Raw genomic sequence first — 19,696 nt, forward strand, 5'->3', positions numbered from 1 at the left:
ACAATGTAAACCCCTTTAATTTCATTATTTTAGATGACTATTTATAGAAAATCTTTCCGGTACTAACGTTAAGATAAATTTTATTGGCTTGCTTTAAACCACCGCAATAAACGAAGTAAACATCTTCACTGTACTTCACTGATTTGACCCAGCCTTTTAACTCTTCAAAGTCGGGAGGTAAACAGATGCCTTCTTTAATCAAGTCATCGGTGGTGGCAATAAACACATCAAAATATTGTTTAAAGTCGTCAGATCCTTCGATGTAACTACTGATCGTTTTAATTCTTTCCGCTTTGGTAATTGTCGGAGGCACTTCGAGCAGCTGATCCATAGGGATCCATTCTGCTACCTCCTCTTCGCCTTCATTGTAGACGTAATAAGGGGAAATGCGCCCCCAGCCATCACGCTTCTCCAGCACGTAAACCTTATCACCTCGGTATAATATTGACTCAATAAATGCGCTGCGATCTGGGTGCTCACGCACGCCCAACTTTTCCGGACTAACATAATAGTCAGTTTTCTCCGGCATCGGAGGTGGCGTTGGGGCAGCAGGCTCTGCGGGTCGAGGAAGCGTAATTGCCTCTTGATTTGCTGCCTCGCGTGCGGCTGCATCTTGCTCAGGTTTGAGATAAAACATGTAATAGCCGCCGCCCGCTAGCGCAATACCAACGAGTAGTAGGATGACCATTAATATTTTTTTCATTCGCTCGTCCAAGATATTGCATTAGGCTTTCAAACTATTTTATCGGCAAGATAGCGATTTCTTTAGTAAATAAGCGAAACTTGGAAGCAAGTTTACTTTCTTGTTGTTTATGGCTCTATTAGGTCGCATTTGGCAGCGCAGATGAAATCGTTTTTGTGTAAGCCTTTAATCGAATGACTCCACCATGTCACTGTCACCTTACCCCACTCCAGTAATATTGCCGGGTGATGAAACTCTTCTTCAGCAAGCTCGGCGACTTTGTTGGCAAATGACCAAGCTGAGAGGAAATTCTTAAACTTAAACTGCTTTTCAAGTTGCGCTATCCCGTCTCTTTCGATGATTTGCCACTCTTGTAATTGCGCCAGCATCTCTTGCTGTTCATCGTAACTTGCTGGCATCGCTTCTGGCGTGCAGGCTTCACATCTGAGTTCGTTCAACATAATTCGCTTCCTTTACTGTGTTGCTCTTTGGGAGAAAATAATGGCGGATACAAACCCGCTTGCATCGCCTGCTCTACCTCTGATGCTAAGTCTAGTCGACTCAATTGGTAGAGCTCTGATATATCATCTAGCTTGAAATAAATTGGCTGCATAATGTCAATGCGATAAGGCGTTCTTAACACCGTATTGAGCTCAAAGACCGCTCTTACCGGAACTGTCGAGTCAAGTGCATAGAGAGTTTCACCGGGTGAAGACAAAATACCGCCACCATAAATTTTCAGCTCATCATCTTGGTTTACCAAACCAAACTCGACCGTAAACCAATACAACCGAGCTAAGAACGCACGTTGCTTAGGATCAGCTTGATAACCAAGTTGACCATATACATGGGTAAAGTGGGCAAATTGAGGGTTGGTCAACATCGCGCAGTGACCAAATATTTCATGGAAGAAATCCGGCTCTTGAAGATAATCAAACTCTTCCCGTGTTCTTAGAAATGTAGCGACAGGAAAGCATCGGTTTGCCAACAATTCAAAGAAACGATCAAAGCTTATCAAGGCGGGGACAGGTACCACTTGCCAGCCCGTTTCTCGTTTTAGAATCTTATTTATATCAGGTAATTGTGGTACACGATCGTGGGGTAGATTCAATAGTTCTAAGCCGCGCAAGTATTCCTTGCACGCCCGCTTTTGTACCAAGCTTAACTGGCGAGTGACCAAGTCATGCCAAATGGCATTTTCCTCTTCACTCCAGGCGACATAACCTTGCTCATTGACCGGGTTTGATACATATTGTGTCAATCTCCCTCCTTAGTGCGCTTGCTGCACTTTTTGTTCCTTGTACTCCTTTAAGCTTATTGAGCGTTGAAACAACAGACAAAAATCTCGCTAAATTACACCCCACCTATTGCGTAACAAATGCTTTACATTGTGATTTTTAATCAACAATTACAATGATATATGTAATAAATAGGCGTAAAAAAACAGGGCATAAAAATGCCCTGTCTGTAAAAATGGTTACTAGATAAGTGATTACTTAACCGCGACCGCCATCAACACTTTAAATACACCTTGCTCGGTTGTAATTTCAAACGGCACGGAAGTTGAGACATCTTTAAAACCAACCCCACTTAGTACGCGTTCAACATGGTCTGGATGCATCGCCATCTCTTCACCCGGCTCAGTTGCGAGCCAGTCCCATTGAATAAAATGTCCGCCTTCTTCAAGCAGTGAGTAAATAATGTCTGATGTGTCTGCATAATTTGCAAGAAAACCACAAACTGACGATGCGACAACGAGATCAAACTGATTGCGAAATGCTGGGTGCATCGCAGCTAAACCGCGAGTGAGCGTGTCCACTACAGCCTCTACATTAGGCAGTGCTTTATTATCCAACTGCTCTATCATCGCCTCAGAGCAATCTAGTGCCACAATGTCCTTCACTACAGGAGACATTTTTTGGCTCAACAAACCTGTTCCACAACCAAAATCAAGCACATGCTTGCCTTTGATATTAAATGTTTTAATTAGTGAAGAATATGCTTCCTCTGCAAAGATCGCTGTCGCTTGATCTTTATCCCACGTTTCAGCATGTTCATCCCAATTGATCGCCATTGTGCTCTCCCTAAACTGCTTCAAAAAGCAAAAATCTGTTATTTATACCCAAGTATCCTTACATTCATATTGCAAAACCTAAGCGGTCATTTAAAAAGCGACTTGGGTATAACCTGTCCATTATATTCTAGCTATAGCTATGTGAAAACAGACATTTAAGATTAATTACATTACCATACAACTATGTTATCTAGCGCAGAAAATCTCTATGAACTTGTCGCAAATTGAAGCTTTCTGTACCGTAGCTGATACGGGATCGGTATCTGAAGCTGCTCGCCAACTCGACTGTAACCGTACCAAACTGAGCATGTCGATTAAAGCTTTAGAGAAAGAATTGTCGGTTGCACTGTTTATTCGCTCCGGCAATCAGTTGACACTATCGGAAGCAGGCAAAGCCATTTATCGTGATAGTCAGAATCTTCTGGTTACTGAAGCGCGTATTCGCCAAACTTGCGCACAAGTATCTGGTGAGTTTAGTGCCGAAGTGTGGATCGCTCGTGATGACTCACTGCCAGACGAACTTTGGCAAGATCTTGCTCACCGGCTAAACAGTGATTTTCCTGCCACCTCATTTAACATCGTACTCGCCTCTTCTGGGGATTTGGCAAACCTAGTAGTCACTGGTCAAGTCGATTTCGCCTTCGGGGTAGATTACGAACGTACCAACGATCCTCACGTGACTTATCAACCTCTCGGTAAAATCCGCATGATGTCGGTATGCGGCGCAGCCAACCCACTGAGTAAAATGCGCCGAGTCTCCGATGGCGACTTACGTAATGCTTTGCAAGCTGCCATGGTCTATCTCAATGAGAAAGACAACCCTGAACTGAAGCCTCTATCCTTAAGACATATTGGTTTTTCGAGCTTTGACTACATGCTCAACTCAATCTTAACCGAAGACGCATGGGGTGTGTTACCCGAGCCCTTAATTCGTCATCACTTGCGTAAGCAGGAATTAGCCGTCATCAAACATACCTACGGTTTAACCCAAGAAGATTACTGTATGTTCACACCTTCTGGCATGAAGGAGCACCCCGCTATGACTTGGCTAGCCGAGCAACTCAATGAATACCTGTTTGATTTCTGATAAGCCGATTGGACAAAAGTCACTCAGCGCCAAAAATAATGACAGCGGAATATTTAATTAAGCCTTTGTTTTGATTGAACATAAATAGAAAACTCATTTTCTAGTCATGCTCATATTGAAGATCTGGTTTGTAAAAAACCTTAGAACTCACAAGAATAGAGTCAATTCTAAGGAGATTTTCAATCATGTGTGCCCAAACTAGCTTAAACGAAAAGCGAATTCTATCTTTCTCAGCCCTTCTAGCTTCAGGGTTTGCGATCGGCGGACTTGCGGTTGGCGTCTGGATGGGCTCACTGGTTATTGTTTTTGATGGCGTCTACTCGCTGGTCAGCCTGCTGTTAACATTATTGTCGCTTGCAGCATCTCGTTATATCAGTCGCCCTTCACAAGGTCAGTTTCAATTTGGTAAAGCGGTGATTGAACCTGTGGTTATTGCTGTTAAAGGTGCGGTGATCTTAAGTATCGTTCTCTACTCTCTGTATTCAGCGGTCAGCGCAATGTTTACTGGCGGTCGCGAAGTGGATACGTCAATTGCCTCTCTTTTTGGTTTAGTTAACGTTATAGGTTGTGGTTACGGTTGGTGGTACATCCACAACAAATCGAAGCGTTTTTCTTCTGGTTTGATTCAGGCAGAAAGCAAACAATGGCAAATGGATACCCTGCTAAGTGTTGCCGTAACTTTGGGTTTCTGTGCAGCTTATGCACTAACACTGACACCATGGGCTCACTACAGCATTTATGCTGACCCAATGATGATGATTCTGATGTCATTCTATTTCATCAAAGTGCCTGCAGAGATGATTATTCAAGCAGCGCGCGAACTACTGATGATGAAGCCTGACCGCAAGATCCAAGAACGTGTGGACCATGAGGTTGAAGCTGTTCGTAAACACTTCGAACAAGAAATTGAGTTAAATGGTGTTACCAAAGTAGGTCAAGAGTTGTGGGTGAACATTGATATCCATAGCGATGCAAAACAACTTGATTTAGCCGAAGTAGAAAAAGCTCGACGCCTACTTAAGCACAAGCTTTCATCACTGAAACTCGACTTACAATTAACGATGAACGTCGCTATCTAGTAATCTGCGTCACACATTAAAGGGCTTGCTGATGCGAGCCCTTTTTTATGCCATTAAGGTCATTGATTGCAGTGCTATTAACCCGTAGATTCGGGTTATCATTCTGTGCTTGTGGTCATTATGAAACTAGTAGTCTAATATCTAGGTTAAAGGCATGGATCTGCTTAGCATTACCGGGTACCGGAGGTACATTTGAGAAAAATTAATACTAGCTTTCTAAAAACTCTGCGCGTACTGGTTGTCGATGACTCCAGTACGGCTTTGTTGTTAATTAAGCAACAGCTAGTGAGCCTTGGGGTACAACACGATGACATCCATACGGTAGAGCGCTATCAAGAAGCTATTACGGCGATGGAAACCCATCACTTTGACGTTTTAATCCTTGATTATCATCTTGAGCAACATTTAACTGGCTATGAACTCGCCATGTTACTTTATCGTAACAGGTTGATCGGTAACTCGACTGGCGTACTCATGATTTCCGGCGATGCGCGTCAAGAAACCGTGTTGACCGCACTGTCAGGAAAAGTTCGCCACTTTATTACTAAACCACTAAGCAACGCATCCCTCGCTGAAAAACTGCATACCATCCATAGAGAAACCCAAAAACTCGCACAAATAACCGAAGCGCTGCAGCAAGACAAGTCGCTTTCCCCTGCCACCATGTTTGAGATAATTAATCGTTCTGGTTTTAGTGTCAGCTTAGAAGCATATTTACTTGAACACCTTATGGCGAATAACCAGTGGGAATTTTTGGACGTTTATATCACCATGTCTTCAACGCCTTGCCACGCCTCAAAGATGTGCGCAATTGCCGGACTGCTGCATCGTGAAAACCAAACCAGTCATGCACTAGAGGAACTGCACAGCTTTCTCACCGAAAATCCACTATCAATCCGCGTCATGGATGTTATCGCTGATATCTATGCTGAAAGTCATCATTTTGAGCAAGCAGCACTTTGGGCAACCAAGGCTTTCGAATTAACACCCAGTATTGGCGAGCGAGCAGCAAAAGCAAGCCAATGGAACTTACAAGCAGGCAAACGGGCATCATTGCTCAAAGTGGGACTCACCTACGCTCAGCACATGTCTTTGGCAGATGTGAACTGGCTAAGAACCGTTATTACTCACTTCCATTGCTTGCACTCAATTTACACCTTAACAGAGAGTACACCGGCGAAAACCGAGTTGATGTATCACGCAAACAAGTTTGTTCGCTTTGCGAGTAGAAAATTAACGCCGAAAAGACTCCATCAATTGCAGGCAGTACTGCTTCTTGCTCACTGCCACGTGCTAATTCACGAAAATAACGATCAGTTGGCTCATCAAAAACTAATGCAATCATTATCGCACTTTTACGATGAGTTATTTGAATGTCCACCAGTACTCTTGGTGGAATACTTACCCGCGTTAGCCTTATTTGGAGAACAACAAATTCACACCACAATAGTGAATGTTCTCAAAGCGAGAGGGATAAAGAATCTCCAAACTTCACATATGGAGAGCTTTAACCCTTTAAAACAGTCAAACCTATTGGGGGAAACTCAGACGATCGCGAAAGATAGTCAAAGTTACCTTAAGCACTACCCTTATTCGAGCGAAGCTAAAATTGCCTTAATCCACCTTTACGGACAAAGAGATAAGGCGCTAGATAGCGATAAAATTGCTTCCATCGTATCTGAGCTCAGTGTGCTTGAACTGCCGCCCAATTGGCGAAATTGGCTAACAACAGGTAAACAACATGGCTATGCCGCCACTCCACCCGTTGCGTTTTCACTTGCTGCAAGGGACCAAAAAGGAGTGTAATCATTCAATCTAACTTATTCGTACAATGACCTAGTGCTAGGGGGAAATGTATGAATAATGAAGATCTAAACACTATGTACAATATGGTGGATTCCTTATCAGCTGATGAAAGAAAACAGCTGATTGCTTATCTGAGTAAACCCCAGAGAGAGCAAGATATTCGCCAAATCATTACCCAAGAAGAGCTAGATCTTATCTACTCAACTGCGGTACAAAATTGGCAAAAATAGATGTAAGAACGCCATTCGATGAATGGCGTTTTTGTTTGGTAAACGGCACAGCACTTCTTTAAGCTAGTCTCATAAAGCCTCTTGTGCCCTTAACGCCTTAGCACTCATTATCCAATGACGTACTGCTTGAGGTGACATCACGTTCGGATTACCAAGGTCTTTGTCCGTTGCCGCTGCCAGTTCAGGGGGTAACACATCAATAATTAGCTCAAGATCTTTGTGTGAGTCGATTTCACTCACAAACACGTCCGCCATTTCCACACTGTACTCAACTTCACGAGCCTTAGCTGCTTTGACTAAACCATCAAGCAATACATACCAGGTTGTCATGGGACCTTGCACAATCGATGCGGACTCAGCAGCCGAATCAATAAAGGCAAATGGTGTGGTTGTGATCGGCTGATTGATTTCCATCGCAGCGAAAATCCAATCCGTATCAAAGGAGAAATCATACACTGTCGGCTTTCGTAAGATCTTTTCCAGTACTTCACGACCATAAAGCTTAAACGCCGCTTGGGTATCTTTGATCCCTTGTTCAAAGATCTGTGCGCCTATCATGCGCTGCATATGACGCAATGTCTTAATACCAACCCCCCAGCGCTCTTCCTGTTTAACGAGAATTGAATCTGGGTGTTTTCTATTACCCAAAACAACTTGCTTGCCCTGCTCTGCAAATGGCTCAAGAAGTAAACCAATTTGCCCAAGATGGACTGAGTTATCTGCATCGGTATAAATAACCGCATCGGCACCGGCTGCCAAAGCTTGCTCACAACCCAAGATGATAGATCCCCCCTTGCGAGAATCATCAACATGATCCAAGCCTTTCAGCGGTCCAGTTTTAGTGGGTATCGCAGCCGAGAGCTGCAAGACATCCACACAATCACAAACCGAACGAGATTGCTGATTGGCAATTCTTTTTGCTATGTGTGCACTATCATGTGGGCAACCATCATCAACACAAATCAGTTGCCATTGAACGAGCGACTGCGCACAGACCCACTCTAATTGACGTATCTTAGTACGTAATGAATCCTCTCCATTGGGATTGGCGGACGACTTTTCCAATAGACGGTGATGTTCACCCCACATCGCAAAGACAATACCGACTATAATAGGTTTGGTGATCGACAAGAGCTTTCTTCTGGATTCAACCAAGGTAGTAGCGAGCTGAAATTCCAACGGAGCATTGTGCTGCTTAGAGAGCTCTCTTAAATGTTGGATTGATAGATTCTCCAGTGCTAGCAGTTCGTCTGCAAGAGTAAGCAACTGGGTTTGATGTGTCTGATTGGTGAGGTCAAAATCAGAATTTGCTTTGCGCAGCAAATTCATCGCAAGCGAAGTCGATGATTGCATAGATATCCCCTAGACTGACATTGTTATATTTCGTTCTAATCTAAGCTTAGTATGCAATCTGTTGACTACAAATTTTATCCTATTTATTCGTGAAATTGGTTTGGAAAGACTCTTGGCAAGTTACATCTGGAACAAAGGCGAAGTTGCGATAACGAGCAGTATAACGCGTTCTATTATCGACATTGAATTTCCCAGCCCAATTCGCTACCCCATGATCTGCAGCCCAGACATTGGCCATCACTCGCAATTTAGAGTGCTGAGCATTGGGGATAGGATCGTAGCGGTTGTTGCGCACCTTAAGCACCGATTTATCATCAATAAACCACTCCAAATAGTCTTTACCCCAATAGATAGCGTAGCGATGAAACTGCTGAGAAGCATCAAAATCGAGGAAAATCAGCGTTTCATGGGTGTTGGAATAGTCATCGTCATCAGTCCAAAAATTGAGCTGTACCATATTGGTGTTTGAGCCTAAAAACTCAATATCAATTTCATTATGTTTGCCAGTGCCGTCATTAGGTTTGTCATAAGGCCCTGCAAATAAGAAAAACGAAGTGATAACTCCCGGTGCTTTAATTGGTTTCATCTCAACTTGGTAGCAGCCATAGGAGTAAAACTGATGACTGCGAATTTCACCGGAGAAGAAGGTTCGTTGGTTTTGCTCATTAAGCACGCTGTCAGGTGCTAGCTCGATGCTCATTCCGCGTTTATCGAAATCCACCGCTTTAGCTTCCCAGCGACTAAAAAACGGATAGCCATTTTCCCAACCATCAGCAACTTGCCAGCGGTTGGTGTCAAGATGACTCAACTCATCTTCAAACACTTCGGCGCAGGTACTCGGTGCAAAACTGGCGCAAGCCATGCAAGCTGCGCAGAAAGGTAGATGATTCAATTTAAAGCCCGAATAGTCGATATATTGAGCTTTAAGCGTAATGCAAAATTGCCATATGTGCACAATCCACCCACGCTTAAAATGACAAGTGAAGGTGGATTAAAGTGCCTTCTCTAACAAGATAGAAAGATCATTTGTGTAGGCGGCTAGTGGCAGCGCCCGTTTTATCGATCGAAATTTTGGTCATATCTGGACACAGGTTAGCGACAGTTGCAAACAAACAGTCCACCAGCGCGATTTTAACTAGCCTTGCCGTGCCATTTTTACCCAAAATTGGCTCAGGTGATGCAGGGGCAAAAATAGCGCAATCCGCAAGGGAAGTAAGTTTGGAATTGTAGTTATTGGTAATAGCTATCACCGAAGCTCCTGACTTTTTCGCCTCTTCTACAGCATCAATAAGATCAATGGTTTGACCGGAGTGAGAGATCACTAAAACCACATCCTCCTCTGACATCAAACTGCCCGTCATGATCATCATGTGATAATCCTTGGGTACATAGGAATGGATGCCGATACGCAATAACTTATGGTGAAAGTCTTCTGCAATCACAGAGGTGCCACCCACCGCAAATAGACTCAATTTACGCGCATTGACCACCATTTTTGCCGCTTTCTCAATTTTAGGTACATTAGAGAAAGAGAGCACTTCCTGCAGTGCGTTTAAAGAATTGTTTAGTACTTTTTGCACGATCTGCGCGCAGTCATCGTCTTTATTGAGCTTTTGGTCAGGCAGATACTGCTTCTCGCTCTCGACTAATAGCAGCTCTGCTTTCAGTTCTTTAAAACCATCGTAGCCGAGTTTCTTCGCCAATTTAACAATCAAAGAGGTGGAAACATCGAGTTGCTCAGCGACAGAATTAATGGTGACATCTTTGCGCATCGTCCTTGGCGTCAAAAAGAACTCAGCAATCTTCTTTTCCGTTTTGGTTAAAGAAGGCATAGTCATTCTGATTCGAGGATAGACTTGGTTAGTACTAAAATTCATACGTCTCTCTGAATAAAAAATGGCTCCTTTCGGAGCCACTATAACTATTTACGGTTGAGTGCCTGCAAGGCTGCACCTGTTGCCCCGTTGAAGGACGACGATGTCGCCTTCATTAATGTCAGCTCTTCGCTCGGAAGCGGTTTACGAACATATTTGTAAATTTGCTGTCTCAGAGTACCAAACGGAAAACCTTCCATGTCCATTACACCACCACCAAGTAGCACGATGTCTGGATCAAAAAGGTTAACTGCTGTTGCAATTGCTTTAGCAGTGTTATCAACAAACTCTGATATGAAAGTCGCATTGTAACTTTGGTTAAAGAAATCTTTCAGTTCATAGTCAGCGTTTTGTGATTCATACGCAGCTTTTAGCCTTACCCCAGAAACAAGGCTTTCTAAACAACCACTATTGCCGCAACCACATTCCGCGCCCTCTTTACCATAAGGGATATGACCAAGTTCACCAGCCACACCGTGTGCGCCAGTAAAAACATCACCATTGAGCCAGATTGAGAAACCAAAACCAGAACCTAAATAGCAACCAAGTACCAATTTATCTTCCACATGCAAATGATGAGTGTCATAAGCAATCTGTAGGTTCACATCGCGCTCTAGCTCTACCGTACAATTGAACTCATGTTTTAGTGTGGGTACTAAGCTGTTAAATGTGGACTGATCAACACTTAAGTTTGGCGTCGATAATACCTTAGTTCGATCTTTAGAAATCGTCGCAGGCAAACCAATCAGCAAGCGTTCTGCAGAAAGATGGTGTTCTTCTAGTTCACGTTGCACCACACCTATCAAACCACTAACCAGACCGGGTTCTACAATAGACTCAGTCTTGTACTTATTAATGACTTTGATGTTCTTCTCTTTGTCGATAGCACAGAGACGAGTATGGGTCGCACCCATATCGATTCCGATAAAAACGGGGGTTTTACTCATTACGCCACCTCTAAAGATGCATTTTTGATGTCGTCCATCATCATGTCCCAAGCCACTGAAAGATCTGGGTCGTTATTAAACAGACCTGAAGTACCCACAATCAGCACATCAGCTCCCGCATCAAGCAACGTGGCGAACGTTTTCTTATTGCACGAACCATCAATCTCAATCTGGAAGTTCAATTGATGCTGCTGACGAAACTCGCGGAACTGACGGATCTTATCCACTACTTCTGGAACAAATGATTGACCAGCAAAGCCTGGATCAACAGTCATCAAGGTGACTTTATCAACGTGCTTTAGATAAATTTCTACATCGTGTAAACGCGTCTCAGGGTTCAATACCACGCCCACTTGCATGCCTTTTCTGCGTACATCTTCGATTAAACGAAAGGCTTTGCCGTTTACCGTCTCCGCATGGAAACTAAACATTGCGGCGCCCGCCTCTGCCAGCATATCCACGTACTGCTCAGGGTTGGTCACCATTAGGTGACAGTCCATTGGCGCGGTACTGATCTTTTTCATTTGACTGACAAAGAACGGTGATAGCGTCAAGTTCGGCACAAAGTGACCATCCATGATATCCACATGGTAGTAGCCTACCTTGTCATCAAAAAACTGAATTTGCTCTGCTAACTTAGTTAAGTCCATGCACATTAGAGAAGGTGCGATCAAAGGAGTCTTTTTCATTATTTTTTGTCCTTACGAGCGAAGAATTGGTCAAGTGCTACTGCGGTAATGATAAGACCGCCCATAACTACTAATTGGTAATATGTTTGAACTTGTAGGATGTTCAGACCGTTGTTGATGGTACCGATAATCAAGCCGCCGATAACGACGCTGGCAATACGACCTTTACCACCGAAGAATGATGTGCCACCAATGATTGCTGCTGCGATAGCAAAGGTTTCAAAACCTGTACCAGCCAAAGGCTCAGCAGAACCAAGACGCGCTGTTGTTACTATGCCTGCGATACCCGCACAGATACCTGAAATGATAAACACGATCATGGTGTGTTTTTTCACATCAATACCTGAGTAATGCGCAGAATCAGCGTTGCCACCTAAAGCATAGATATTGCGGCCAAGACGAGTCTTAGTGGTTAGGAACCACAAGATAGCAGCCACCGTCAAAGCAATGATGACAGGCGTTGGAATACCAAATAGCGTACCTGCGAAAATCTCAACGAAATCATATGAGAAACCATATACTGAGTTAGCGTCCGAAATAATCAGCGTCGCACCACGGAAAATCGTGTTAGTACCCAAAGTGATGATAAATGGGTGCAAACCTGTATAGTTCACCAGTGCGCCGTTAATTGCGCCTAGCGCACCACCAACAAAGACACCACCAATAACGGCTGCCAAGACTGGATCTACGCCAGCAATCATCAACTTAGCGGTTACCATGCCTGAGAATGCTAAGATAGAGCCCACTGAAAGGTCGATACCCGCAATCAAAATAGCAAAGAAAACACCCATACCAATCAATACGTTAACCGAAGACTGAGTAAAGATTTGTGTGATGTTGTTGCCCGTTAAAAAGTACTCAGGTGAACTCACGCCAAAGATAATGATCATTAGCACTAAGATCGCAAACGTACCGTAGTTTTCCCATAACTTACCGAAGTTGACTTCTTTCTTCGGAAGATCTTGTTTTTCTAGTTTGGTAATGCCCATTGCATTATTTCCTCTTCAGTAAGGTTATTGTTGTTGAGAACTTTGGAAATACGTCCTTCGTTTACTACTGCTACTGAATCAGACACAGACAATATTTCTGGGAGTTCGGACGAAACCATGATGACCACTTTTCCTTCGTCACACAGTTTGCGCATTATTTTGTAGATTTCAGATTTAGCGCCAACATCGATACCACGAGTGGGTTCATCGAAAATGATGATTTCAGGTTTGGCTGCCATCCATTTTGAGATAATGACTTTTTGCTGATTACCGCCCGACAATTCGGTGATTTTCTGGTGAATCGAGTCGCATTTGATCGACAGCAGCAACTTAAAATCTTCTGCCATTAGGTTTTCCGCTGCGACATCAATCTTGCCCACCATGCCGCAATAGCCACCATCTTTGAGCGAACGAGCAATAGCGATATTCTGACCAATGCTAAAGTTGTCAAAGAAACCATTTTCACGGCGAGCTTCTGTTACGTAAGCCATGCCATTGTTTATTGCTTCAAGTGGCGACTTAGGGGTTATGTCTTTGCCTTTAAAGATGATCTGCCCTGACGATGTCTCATCGATGCCAAACAAGCAGTTCATGATCTCGGTACGCCCTGCCCCAACGAGACCCGCAAAGCCAATGATCTGACCTTTACGTACATCAAACGATACGTCTTTGACTGTTTTTTGGTCGCGGGAGGTAAGATTTTTCACCGAGAAGACAATTTCGTTGTTTTCAGTCGAGACACTATCGTCACGGCTACGGTTGTCGATTTCACGTCCAACCATCAAACGAATAATTTCATCGTTTGTGGTGCCTTTAACTAAACCACTACCCATAGAGCTACCATCACGAATCACTGTGTAACGGTCGCAAATTTGGTGAATTTCTTTCAGCTTGTGGGAGATATAAACAATCGCGGTATTTTTCTCTCTGAGACGATTTACCACCGAAAACAGTTTTTCAACTTCAATCTCCGTTAAGGAAGAAGTCGGCTCATCCATAATCAACACGCGCGCTTTGGTTGATAGAGCTTTTGCAATCTCAACCATTTGCTTGTAAGAAATAGATAGGTCTTCAACTTTGGCATCTAGGTCGATTTTCATCCCGAGATCTTTCATGATCTGCTCAGCTTCGCTGCGCATGGCGTCCCAATCTACAACCTCAATGCCGAAGATACGTTTGGTTTTAAGTCGACCGATAAAAATGTTTTCCAGTACTGATAGCTCTTCAATTAGGCTCAGTTCTTGATAAATAATGCTGATGCCCAGCATTGCTGACTCTTGGTGGGTCAGTGCTTCATAGTCTTTACCGTCAACACTGATCGTGCCTGCCGTAGGTTGATGAATACCTGAAAGCACCTTCATCAGCGTGGACTTTCCTGCACCGTTTTCACCTAAAAGTGCATGGACCTCACCCTCATAGATGCTCAGGTCTACATTATTCAGTGCTTTTACTTTGCCAAAATGTTTAGCAATGTTGCGCATCTCAATAATCGGTCTTTCCATAGTAAATCCCTTGGTGATATGGCGGCAGCACACAGACTGCCGCCTGTTCGCAAAATTAGTCGATCAGAACTGCTGGCACCATCGCTGTCTTTGGTGGCGTCTTAATCGAGATCAGCTCACCGCCATCAACCGATTGAATGAGGATTTTCATACCTTCAACACCGATTTGCGCAGGATCTTGTGCAACCGTTGCTGACATTTGACCATCTTCAACCATCTTGCGAGCTTCTGGCGCACCATCGGTGCCCACTACCAAGATTGAATCTGTTTTGCCGGCATTGCGCACCGCTTGAGCTACACCCATCGCCATTGTGTCGTTAGCACAGTAAAATGCTTTTAGATCTGGGTTGCGTTGAAGAATGTTAGTTGCCACATCAAGAGCCTTCATGCGGTCCCAATCTGCTGGTTGTGAAGCTACCAACTTGATGTTTTCTGCAGCATCAAAAGTTTGTTGCGCACCAGAACGACGAGCTTCACCAGAAGCATTACCTGCTTTACCTTCAATGATTGCGACTTTACCGCCTTCAGCACCGAGCTGCTCAACGATATAAGTTGCACCTGTTGCACCTACGGCAACGTTATCTGTGGTAACAAAGCCTGCAACTTGTGCACCTGACTTGTTCATACCTTCAATATCAACACGCTCATCAAGGTTCACTAGGTGAATGCCTTTTTTGTATGCTTTGACCGCCGGGAAAACTAGGTTGTTTGCACTTAGAGGAGCGAATGCAATACCTTTGTAGTCTCGGTTTGTAACGTCTTCAAAAAGACGCATTTGGCTTTGCATATCACCTTCTGAAGCAGCTGCATAAACATCCACTTCAATGTTGTTTTCCTCAGCGTATTTTTCGATACCGTTTTTCATCTCAACCCAGAAAGGGTTATTTAGTGTTTTGAGAATAACAGCGTAATCGGCAGCAAGTGCTGAGTTAGCAAATAGACCTACAGCTAAAGCTATCGATGTGGTTTTTAATATCTTTTTCATTTTTATACTCCAGGGTAAAAGTTCACTATCTGTTGATGTCGCACTTTTGTTTCACGAACTAATGCTAGTTGGTAAACTTTATGAAAAACGATATTAAAATCACGATTTCCAAAAGATGCGTAAAGTCACAACTTACACAAAACGTACTAAGTTATTGATTTTAAGATAAATTAACAGTTGAATTTGTAAAAACAAATAAGTCAATAATGCACCATAGTTCACAAAATGGTGATTATTGGTAAATTCACAATCATGAAAACCACCGTAAACTGCTAATAAAAAATAGAATTATTGCAAAATTAGATACTTAATTATTTTTATTGGTAAACTCGCCTGATTTATCGCATGCTTTTAAAATGCATTATTTATAAATCAATACCTATTTGAGAAAAGAACATTTGAGAGATGAATATTTTAGCTTGGTAGTGGGACTAATTTTGATGAACCGAAGGGAAAAGCTCTGTATACAAGATATAGCAACTGGAAAATATAGACTTATTTTTTAGTGAATAAAAACAAATTAATATGCAACTAGACCTAATAATACCATGGTCAAACATCATCTGTTTTTGGTGAAACAAGTAATGATAAACTGTGTAATACACTCAACCAGTAACGATATGCCTTTGCATCTGTTACTCAGGAGAAAAGCTTCTCCGCTGCGTTGCTGAAATGCCCTTACTACTTTGAGCGTCAAGGTTAGCGCGAAATTTTCCAGTATCTTCACTTAAGTCCTCGCGCTTAGATTGCGTATTGTTTACCTCTTGTGTCATATCTTGCTCTGTAAATTCACGATCTAGCTTCACTGGTGAGGCAATTACATTGGGTTGTTCGAGCGTTTGTGCGCTTGCTTCATGAGTTTGGTTGTCATGTTTACTCTGTCCAATCGCACTATGTCGGCTTGGATTGAGCTTGCTCTCTGACTGCGTAGGGATAAAAGTTTGCTTCGTTTGAAAGCCCGTCGAGAGCTTTAACTGGCTATTGGGTGAGTACTGCCTGAGCTGCTCTCCGGTATTAGCACCGGAAACTTGAGTCTCCACGGTCAGATTGCTTGCTCTATTCGCTTGCAGTGCTAAATCCGAAGATGGTTGACGGTAATTGAAATAGTTCATCCTTTCTTGCCAAACTTCAATCAACGAAAAAAGCTCTAGCCATGTATTATCAACCGAGATGCCAGTGTCGTTGATAGGCATGCTGACATTCAATCGACTATTCGACTGTTCATACTCTTGATGAAGTTGACCCTGTACGTCGACCCAACTGGTGCCCGACATCAAAAAGTAACGCACACTGTTGGCCCAGTACTCATAAGCGATAGGATCTTGGTTTTTCTCTGCCGCCATTGCAGCAAGACCTTCAGCAAGCCCTGCTAGTTGCCACATCTGCTTGGTGCCGAGCTTTCTCTCCATGGTGAGTGCAAGAGTACTTTGCGCATGAAAACTCTCAGCTGCTTGCGCGAAACGCCCTTTCGATAGCATCAATGTCGGAGCGACTAATGTATCTATCGCTTCTTTAGGCACAACACTTTGTGCCATGCTAAAACAAGACAAAGTGATTAACAGCCCCAATATAAGTAGTCGTTTCATCGAAAAGTCTCCACTAAACAATTACCTGGGTGGCTAAATCGTGAATCAAATTGCACGTCGCGATATTCTTTGTGATGTGAAGTTTGGTATAGCTTACCTCTCTGCTTATACAACAAAGCTTCAAGGACACCAGAATTAGTTTTCAAGCTAAGGCTTTTTTCATACGCACTGGTCAACTCAAAACGCCCTTCATACCAGCCGCGTTGTGGGTCATAAAGCTCTTTCACCAAAGTCATAAGTCGATCGGTATAGTCTGTTTTCCACAGAGCCCACATCTGGAATGCAACCCGAGTTGATACAAGCGCGAGGTGATCGTGAGACGAGCCATCCTCAGCGATCGTGATCCAAGGAGTACCCAATGCATATATAGCGTCATAGACAAAATAGGGTTCGCCAGAAACTACATGCTCACCACGTGCGGTATATATACGCTCATTTTCCCAGCGCAATTCTTGAACTTGGTAAATAGCGTCTGCCATGGCTGACAAGGTATTGTTGCTATGACTGGCGTCGTTGGAACTATCATCACCGATATCGTCCCAGTTGAACTCTAAACCCATCCATAGATATGGCGTGGTATAAACCGGTCTTAACACATTGAATATGCGGGGATCTCGCCCATCAAAAATAATGTCGATACCATAAAGGGTCGCCACATCATAAGGCTCTATATTAAAAGCCTTTTTCGGCAATATATGCCAGTCCAAATAGCCATAAGAGGTGTATTCCTCAACACCCAAACGCCCTTCTTTGTATCTATGGATCTGACCTTGATGCACTGCCGCGCCGTAGAGTTCACCATCTTCACTCACTAGCTCACAGAAATTCCAACGTAGCACTGCTTTGTCAATGTATTCGGAAAATTCGGGCGAATGACGCTTAACAATCGCTAGGACAATAAGCAATCGACCAATGTCCAATGAAGACCAACCAATATCTTGCGGTTGATTGCCGTAGTTAACCATCTGCGCAGTTTGGGTGCTATAGACTTTATTTGGCACTTTTCCTTGGCTAAGCGGCATTTTATTAAGAAACGTTAGCACCAAAGATAAGCGCTCGTCGTATTCCTTATTAGTAATAAATTCAAACTCTTTCGCCGCAAGTAACGCAACCAAATAATCTGCAACACCAGACATGTTAGTGGTCGGATAATTATCGAGGTTGTTGACCAGACCAGTAGATAGCTGCGTATTGTTACTCACATATTTCCAAGCCGTCGCTGCCCAAGCAAGCTCTTGCTCGGTTAACTCTCCATGGCGACCCTGACGCAACATTTGCGATTGATTGATCGCATCTATCCCCTCGTTTACCCCTTGGTAAATAACTCCACAACCTGTCAGTAAATAGAGGCACGCTAATACAACCCAACTCTTTAGCATTCGCTGCCTCTCTATTCTACAGGCGTGATTTTTTTACGTGGCAAACATTGCCCCTCGTAGCCAAAAGGAGACTCCAGTGCTTTTTCCCATACGCTTGGTGCGGTGTTTTCTTGGTACTTTAATAACTTGCCTTGCTTTTTGTAGAGCAAGATTTCTAGCGTAATACCGTTGTTGTTAGAGGTGAATGTATTAATTAGCCCCGTGCCGTTTTCGAAAATACCCTCATAGAAACCTTTTTCGCGATCATATGCGGTCGCGACATGATTAAAGAGTAAGTCGGTGTATTCGGTATCCCAAAGTACCCACATTCCCATCGCGCCTTTGATCGCAACGGCAGAAAACTGAGGTAAAAAGTCACCGACTTCTGAAATGGTGTTCCAAGCAAAACCATCTGTGTAAATGGTGTCATAAACGAAATACGGTGCACCCGCTAATTGATGCTCCGTTCGCGCAGTGATAATCCCCGTTTGCTTATAGCGCTCTTCCTGTACTCGGTAGATTTGCAGTGCAAATTCAGCCATCCATTCATGGGAGTAGTTAGCATCATGTGGCGAACGATCTGAGACCACATCCCAGCCAAGCTCAATACCATCTAACACATAGCTCTCCGTTACAACGTAACTATGTGCTTTTAGTTTACGTGGGTCACGGGTATCGTATGGCACATCATAACCGTACAAGTTAATGGTTGAATATGGTTCCGGCATAATTGATTGGGTCACATCGAAGCCCCACAATTCAAACCCTTTGGCGGCATATTCTTCGTAGCCCAAACGCCCTTCTTGCAGATACTGCACTTCTTTACCTGGTTCGAGCAATGCGCCAAACATGGTGCCGTTTTCATCAATAATATTGCAAAAATTCCAGCGAAGCACTGCGGAGTCAATGCTAGGGGCAAACTCAGGGAAGCGGTTTTTAATGATATGCAGCCAAATCATCAAACGACCAAGGTCGAGCGCCGAGTAACCAATCTCTCCCGGCTGGTTACCATAGTCCACTTTCGCGGCGGTTTGAGTGTTGTAGGCTTTGTTCGGCAACTCACCTCTAAATAGATCCAGAGTATTCAAGGTTGCGATAAATCGAGTCAGGCGCGAATCCAGCTCTTCTTTTTCAATAATGCCAAATTCGTATGCGCTCACCATCCCAGCAAGGTAGGATGAGGCATCCCACCAAGTCACCGAAGGATAATTATTTACCGCATTAACCAAACCTGTCGACTCTTGGTAGTTATTCTCAAAATACTTCCATGCGATTCGAGCCATATCCATCTCTTGTTCGGTGAGATCGCCCGAACGAGGTTTAGGGATATCCCAGTGCGATTTCCTTTCAACAATATCATCAGAAAATTGGTTGTATTTGTTACCACAACCAAACAGAGCAAGCGTAATTAAACTCAGACAAACACCACGCATACAACCTTCCTTAGTTCTTGTA

The 19,696-nt window shown here is 43.5% G+C and carries 19 protein-coding genes; 4 read left to right on the forward strand and 15 right to left on the reverse strand.

Annotated elements, in window-relative coordinates; translation table 11 throughout:
- Positions 1 to 37: 37 nt before the first annotated feature.
- From DPF93_RS15430 to DPF93_RS15445, 4 genes are all read right to left on the reverse strand, one after another.
- The gene (locus DPF93_RS15430; RefSeq protein WP_244204737.1) at positions 38 to 703 is read right to left on the reverse strand and encodes a flagellar basal body-associated FliL family protein; all 666 of its coding nucleotides are present in this window, start codon (positions 701 to 703) and stop codon (positions 38 to 40) included.
- A gap of 107 nt (positions 704 to 810) precedes the next feature.
- Positions 811 to 1,143 carry a 4a-hydroxytetrahydrobiopterin dehydratase gene (locus DPF93_RS15435; RefSeq protein WP_114767017.1) on the reverse strand — a complete coding sequence of 111 codons (333 nt, stop codon included), beginning with the start codon at positions 1,141 to 1,143 and terminating at the stop codon, positions 811 to 813.
- A complete protein-coding gene (gene phhA, locus DPF93_RS15440; protein WP_114767018.1) occupies positions 1,137 to 1,943 on the reverse strand; it encodes a phenylalanine 4-monooxygenase in 807 nt (268 codons plus the stop codon). The genes DPF93_RS15435 and phhA overlap by 7 nt, the downstream gene beginning before the upstream one ends.
- Positions 1,944 to 2,174: 231 nt before the next feature.
- Positions 2,175 to 2,756 (reverse strand): class I SAM-dependent DNA methyltransferase, encoded by a 582-nt coding sequence (locus tag DPF93_RS15445; protein WP_114767019.1) that lies wholly within the window; start codon positions 2,754 to 2,756, stop codon positions 2,175 to 2,177.
- 208 nt (positions 2,757 to 2,964) lie between these two features.
- On the opposite strand from DPF93_RS15445, the gene DPF93_RS15450 reads away from it, so the two are divergent.
- The 4 genes from DPF93_RS15450 to DPF93_RS15465 all read left to right on the forward strand — a co-directional run bounded on the left by DPF93_RS15450 (position 2,965) and on the right by DPF93_RS15465 (position 6,958).
- The gene (locus DPF93_RS15450) at positions 2,965 to 3,843 is read left to right on the forward strand and encodes a LysR family transcriptional regulator (protein WP_114767020.1); all 879 of its coding nucleotides are present in this window, start codon (positions 2,965 to 2,967) and stop codon (positions 3,841 to 3,843) included.
- Positions 3,844 to 4,028: 185 nt separating this feature from the next.
- Positions 4,029 to 4,922: a cation diffusion facilitator family transporter gene (locus tag DPF93_RS15455; RefSeq protein WP_114767021.1), complete on the forward strand. Its 894-nt coding sequence runs from the start codon at positions 4,029 to 4,031 to the stop codon at positions 4,920 to 4,922.
- Between the two features lie 192 nt (positions 4,923 to 5,114).
- Positions 5,115 to 6,728 (forward strand): response regulator, encoded by a 1,614-nt coding sequence (locus DPF93_RS15460; RefSeq protein ID WP_114767022.1) that lies wholly within the window; start codon positions 5,115 to 5,117, stop codon positions 6,726 to 6,728.
- A 50-nt stretch (positions 6,729 to 6,778) separates the two neighbouring features.
- Entirely contained in the window at positions 6,779 to 6,958 is a 180-nt protein-coding gene (locus tag DPF93_RS15465; protein WP_114767023.1) for a hypothetical protein, read from the forward strand.
- Positions 6,959 to 7,027: 69 nt separating this feature from the next.
- Here the strand turns inward: DPF93_RS15465 and DPF93_RS15470 are convergent, their stop codons facing one another.
- The 11 genes from DPF93_RS15470 to DPF93_RS15520 all read right to left on the reverse strand — a co-directional run bounded on the left by DPF93_RS15470 (position 7,028) and on the right by DPF93_RS15520 (position 19,674).
- On the reverse strand, positions 7,028 to 8,311 hold the full coding sequence (locus DPF93_RS15470; RefSeq protein ID WP_114767024.1) for a glycosyltransferase: 1,284 nt from the start codon (positions 8,309 to 8,311) through the stop codon (positions 7,028 to 7,030).
- A 79-nt stretch (positions 8,312 to 8,390) separates the two neighbouring features.
- On the reverse strand, positions 8,391 to 9,173 hold the full coding sequence (locus tag DPF93_RS15475; RefSeq protein WP_114767025.1) for a family 16 glycosylhydrolase: 783 nt from the start codon (positions 9,171 to 9,173) through the stop codon (positions 8,391 to 8,393).
- Positions 9,174 to 9,333: 160 nt separating this feature from the next.
- On the reverse strand, positions 9,334 to 10,188 hold the full coding sequence (locus tag DPF93_RS15480; protein WP_114767026.1) for an SIS domain-containing protein: 855 nt from the start codon (positions 10,186 to 10,188) through the stop codon (positions 9,334 to 9,336).
- A 44-nt stretch (positions 10,189 to 10,232) separates the two neighbouring features.
- The gene (gene alsK, locus DPF93_RS15485; RefSeq protein WP_114767027.1) at positions 10,233 to 11,132 is read right to left on the reverse strand and encodes an allose kinase; all 900 of its coding nucleotides are present in this window, start codon (positions 11,130 to 11,132) and stop codon (positions 10,233 to 10,235) included.
- Positions 11,132 to 11,821 (reverse strand): D-allulose 6-phosphate 3-epimerase, encoded by a 690-nt coding sequence (gene alsE / locus DPF93_RS15490; RefSeq protein ID WP_114767028.1) that lies wholly within the window; start codon positions 11,819 to 11,821, stop codon positions 11,132 to 11,134. The genes alsK and alsE overlap by 1 nt, the downstream gene beginning before the upstream one ends.
- Positions 11,821 to 12,810, reverse strand: a complete 990-nt coding sequence (gene alsC / locus DPF93_RS15495) for a D-allose ABC transporter permease (RefSeq protein WP_114767029.1) — start codon at positions 12,808 to 12,810, stop codon at positions 11,821 to 11,823. Before alsC ends, alsE begins: the two co-directional genes overlap by 1 nt.
- Positions 12,792 to 14,312 carry a D-allose ABC transporter ATP-binding protein AlsA gene (gene alsA / locus DPF93_RS15500; RefSeq protein WP_114767030.1) on the reverse strand — a complete coding sequence of 507 codons (1,521 nt, stop codon included), beginning with the start codon at positions 14,310 to 14,312 and terminating at the stop codon, positions 12,792 to 12,794. Before alsA ends, alsC begins: the two co-directional genes overlap by 19 nt.
- Positions 14,313 to 14,367: 55 nt before the next feature.
- Entirely contained in the window at positions 14,368 to 15,297 is a 930-nt protein-coding gene (alsB, locus tag DPF93_RS15505; protein WP_114767031.1) for a D-allose transporter substrate-binding protein, read from the reverse strand.
- Positions 15,298 to 15,932: 635 nt separating this feature from the next.
- Complete coding sequence (locus tag DPF93_RS15510) at positions 15,933 to 16,883, reverse strand: hypothetical protein (RefSeq protein WP_114767032.1); 951 nt, start codon at positions 16,881 to 16,883, stop codon at positions 15,933 to 15,935.
- Positions 16,880 to 18,262 (reverse strand): DUF3131 domain-containing protein, encoded by a 1,383-nt coding sequence (locus DPF93_RS15515; protein ID WP_114767033.1) that lies wholly within the window; start codon positions 18,260 to 18,262, stop codon positions 16,880 to 16,882. Before DPF93_RS15515 ends, DPF93_RS15510 begins: the two co-directional genes overlap by 4 nt.
- An 11-nt stretch (positions 18,263 to 18,273) precedes the next feature.
- Positions 18,274 to 19,674: a DUF3131 domain-containing protein gene (locus DPF93_RS15520; RefSeq protein ID WP_114767034.1), complete on the reverse strand. Its 1,401-nt coding sequence runs from the start codon at positions 19,672 to 19,674 to the stop codon at positions 18,274 to 18,276.
- Positions 19,675 to 19,696: the final 22 nt, after the last annotated feature.

Origin of the sequence: Vibrio rhodolitus, assembly GCF_003350325.1 — a bacterium.
GTDB lineage: Bacteria > Pseudomonadota > Gammaproteobacteria > Enterobacterales > Vibrionaceae > Vibrio > Vibrio rhodolitus.

What these genes read in the sequence shown, in the direction of transcription:
- alsB (WP_114767031.1), bottom strand. Translation starts at nt 15,297, where the DNA reads ATGAAAAAGATATTAAAAACCACATCGATAGCTTTAGCTGTAGGTCTA.
- alsE (WP_114767028.1), bottom strand. Translation starts at nt 11,821, where the DNA reads ATGAAAAAGACTCCTTTGATCGCACCTTCTCTAATGTGCATGGACTTA.
- DPF93_RS15435 (WP_114767017.1), bottom strand. Translation starts at nt 1,143, where the DNA reads ATGTTGAACGAACTCAGATGTGAAGCCTGCACGCCAGAAGCGATGCCA.
- DPF93_RS15445 (WP_114767019.1), bottom strand. Translation starts at nt 2,756, where the DNA reads ATGGCGATCAATTGGGATGAACATGCTGAAACGTGGGATAAAGATCAA.
- DPF93_RS15450 (WP_114767020.1), top strand. Translation starts at nt 2,965, where the DNA reads ATGAACTTGTCGCAAATTGAAGCTTTCTGTACCGTAGCTGATACGGGA.
- alsC (WP_114767029.1), bottom strand. Translation starts at nt 12,810, where the DNA reads ATGGGCATTACCAAACTAGAAAAACAAGATCTTCCGAAGAAAGAAGTC.
- DPF93_RS15455 (WP_114767021.1), top strand. Translation starts at nt 4,029, where the DNA reads ATGTGTGCCCAAACTAGCTTAAACGAAAAGCGAATTCTATCTTTCTCA.
- DPF93_RS15520 (WP_114767034.1), bottom strand. Translation starts at nt 19,674, where the DNA reads ATGCGTGGTGTTTGTCTGAGTTTAATTACGCTTGCTCTGTTTGGTTGT.
- alsK (WP_114767027.1), bottom strand. Translation starts at nt 11,132, where the DNA reads ATGAGTAAAACCCCCGTTTTTATCGGAATCGATATGGGTGCGACCCAT.
- DPF93_RS15515 (WP_114767033.1), bottom strand. Translation starts at nt 18,262, where the DNA reads ATGCTAAAGAGTTGGGTTGTATTAGCGTGCCTCTATTTACTGACAGGT.
- DPF93_RS15480 (WP_114767026.1), bottom strand. Translation starts at nt 10,188, where the DNA reads ATGAATTTTAGTACTAACCAAGTCTATCCTCGAATCAGAATGACTATG.
- DPF93_RS15465 (WP_114767023.1), top strand. Translation starts at nt 6,779, where the DNA reads ATGAATAATGAAGATCTAAACACTATGTACAATATGGTGGATTCCTTA.
- DPF93_RS15510 (WP_114767032.1), bottom strand. Translation starts at nt 16,883, where the DNA reads ATGAAACGACTACTTATATTGGGGCTGTTAATCACTTTGTCTTGTTTT.
- DPF93_RS15475 (WP_114767025.1), bottom strand. Translation starts at nt 9,173, where the DNA reads ATGGCTTGCGCCAGTTTTGCACCGAGTACCTGCGCCGAAGTGTTTGAA.
- DPF93_RS15470 (WP_114767024.1), bottom strand. Translation starts at nt 8,311, where the DNA reads ATGCAATCATCGACTTCGCTTGCGATGAATTTGCTGCGCAAAGCAAAT.
- DPF93_RS15430 (WP_244204737.1), bottom strand. Translation starts at nt 703, where the DNA reads ATGAAAAAAATATTAATGGTCATCCTACTACTCGTTGGTATTGCGCTA.
- alsA (WP_114767030.1), bottom strand. Translation starts at nt 14,312, where the DNA reads ATGGAAAGACCGATTATTGAGATGCGCAACATTGCTAAACATTTTGGC.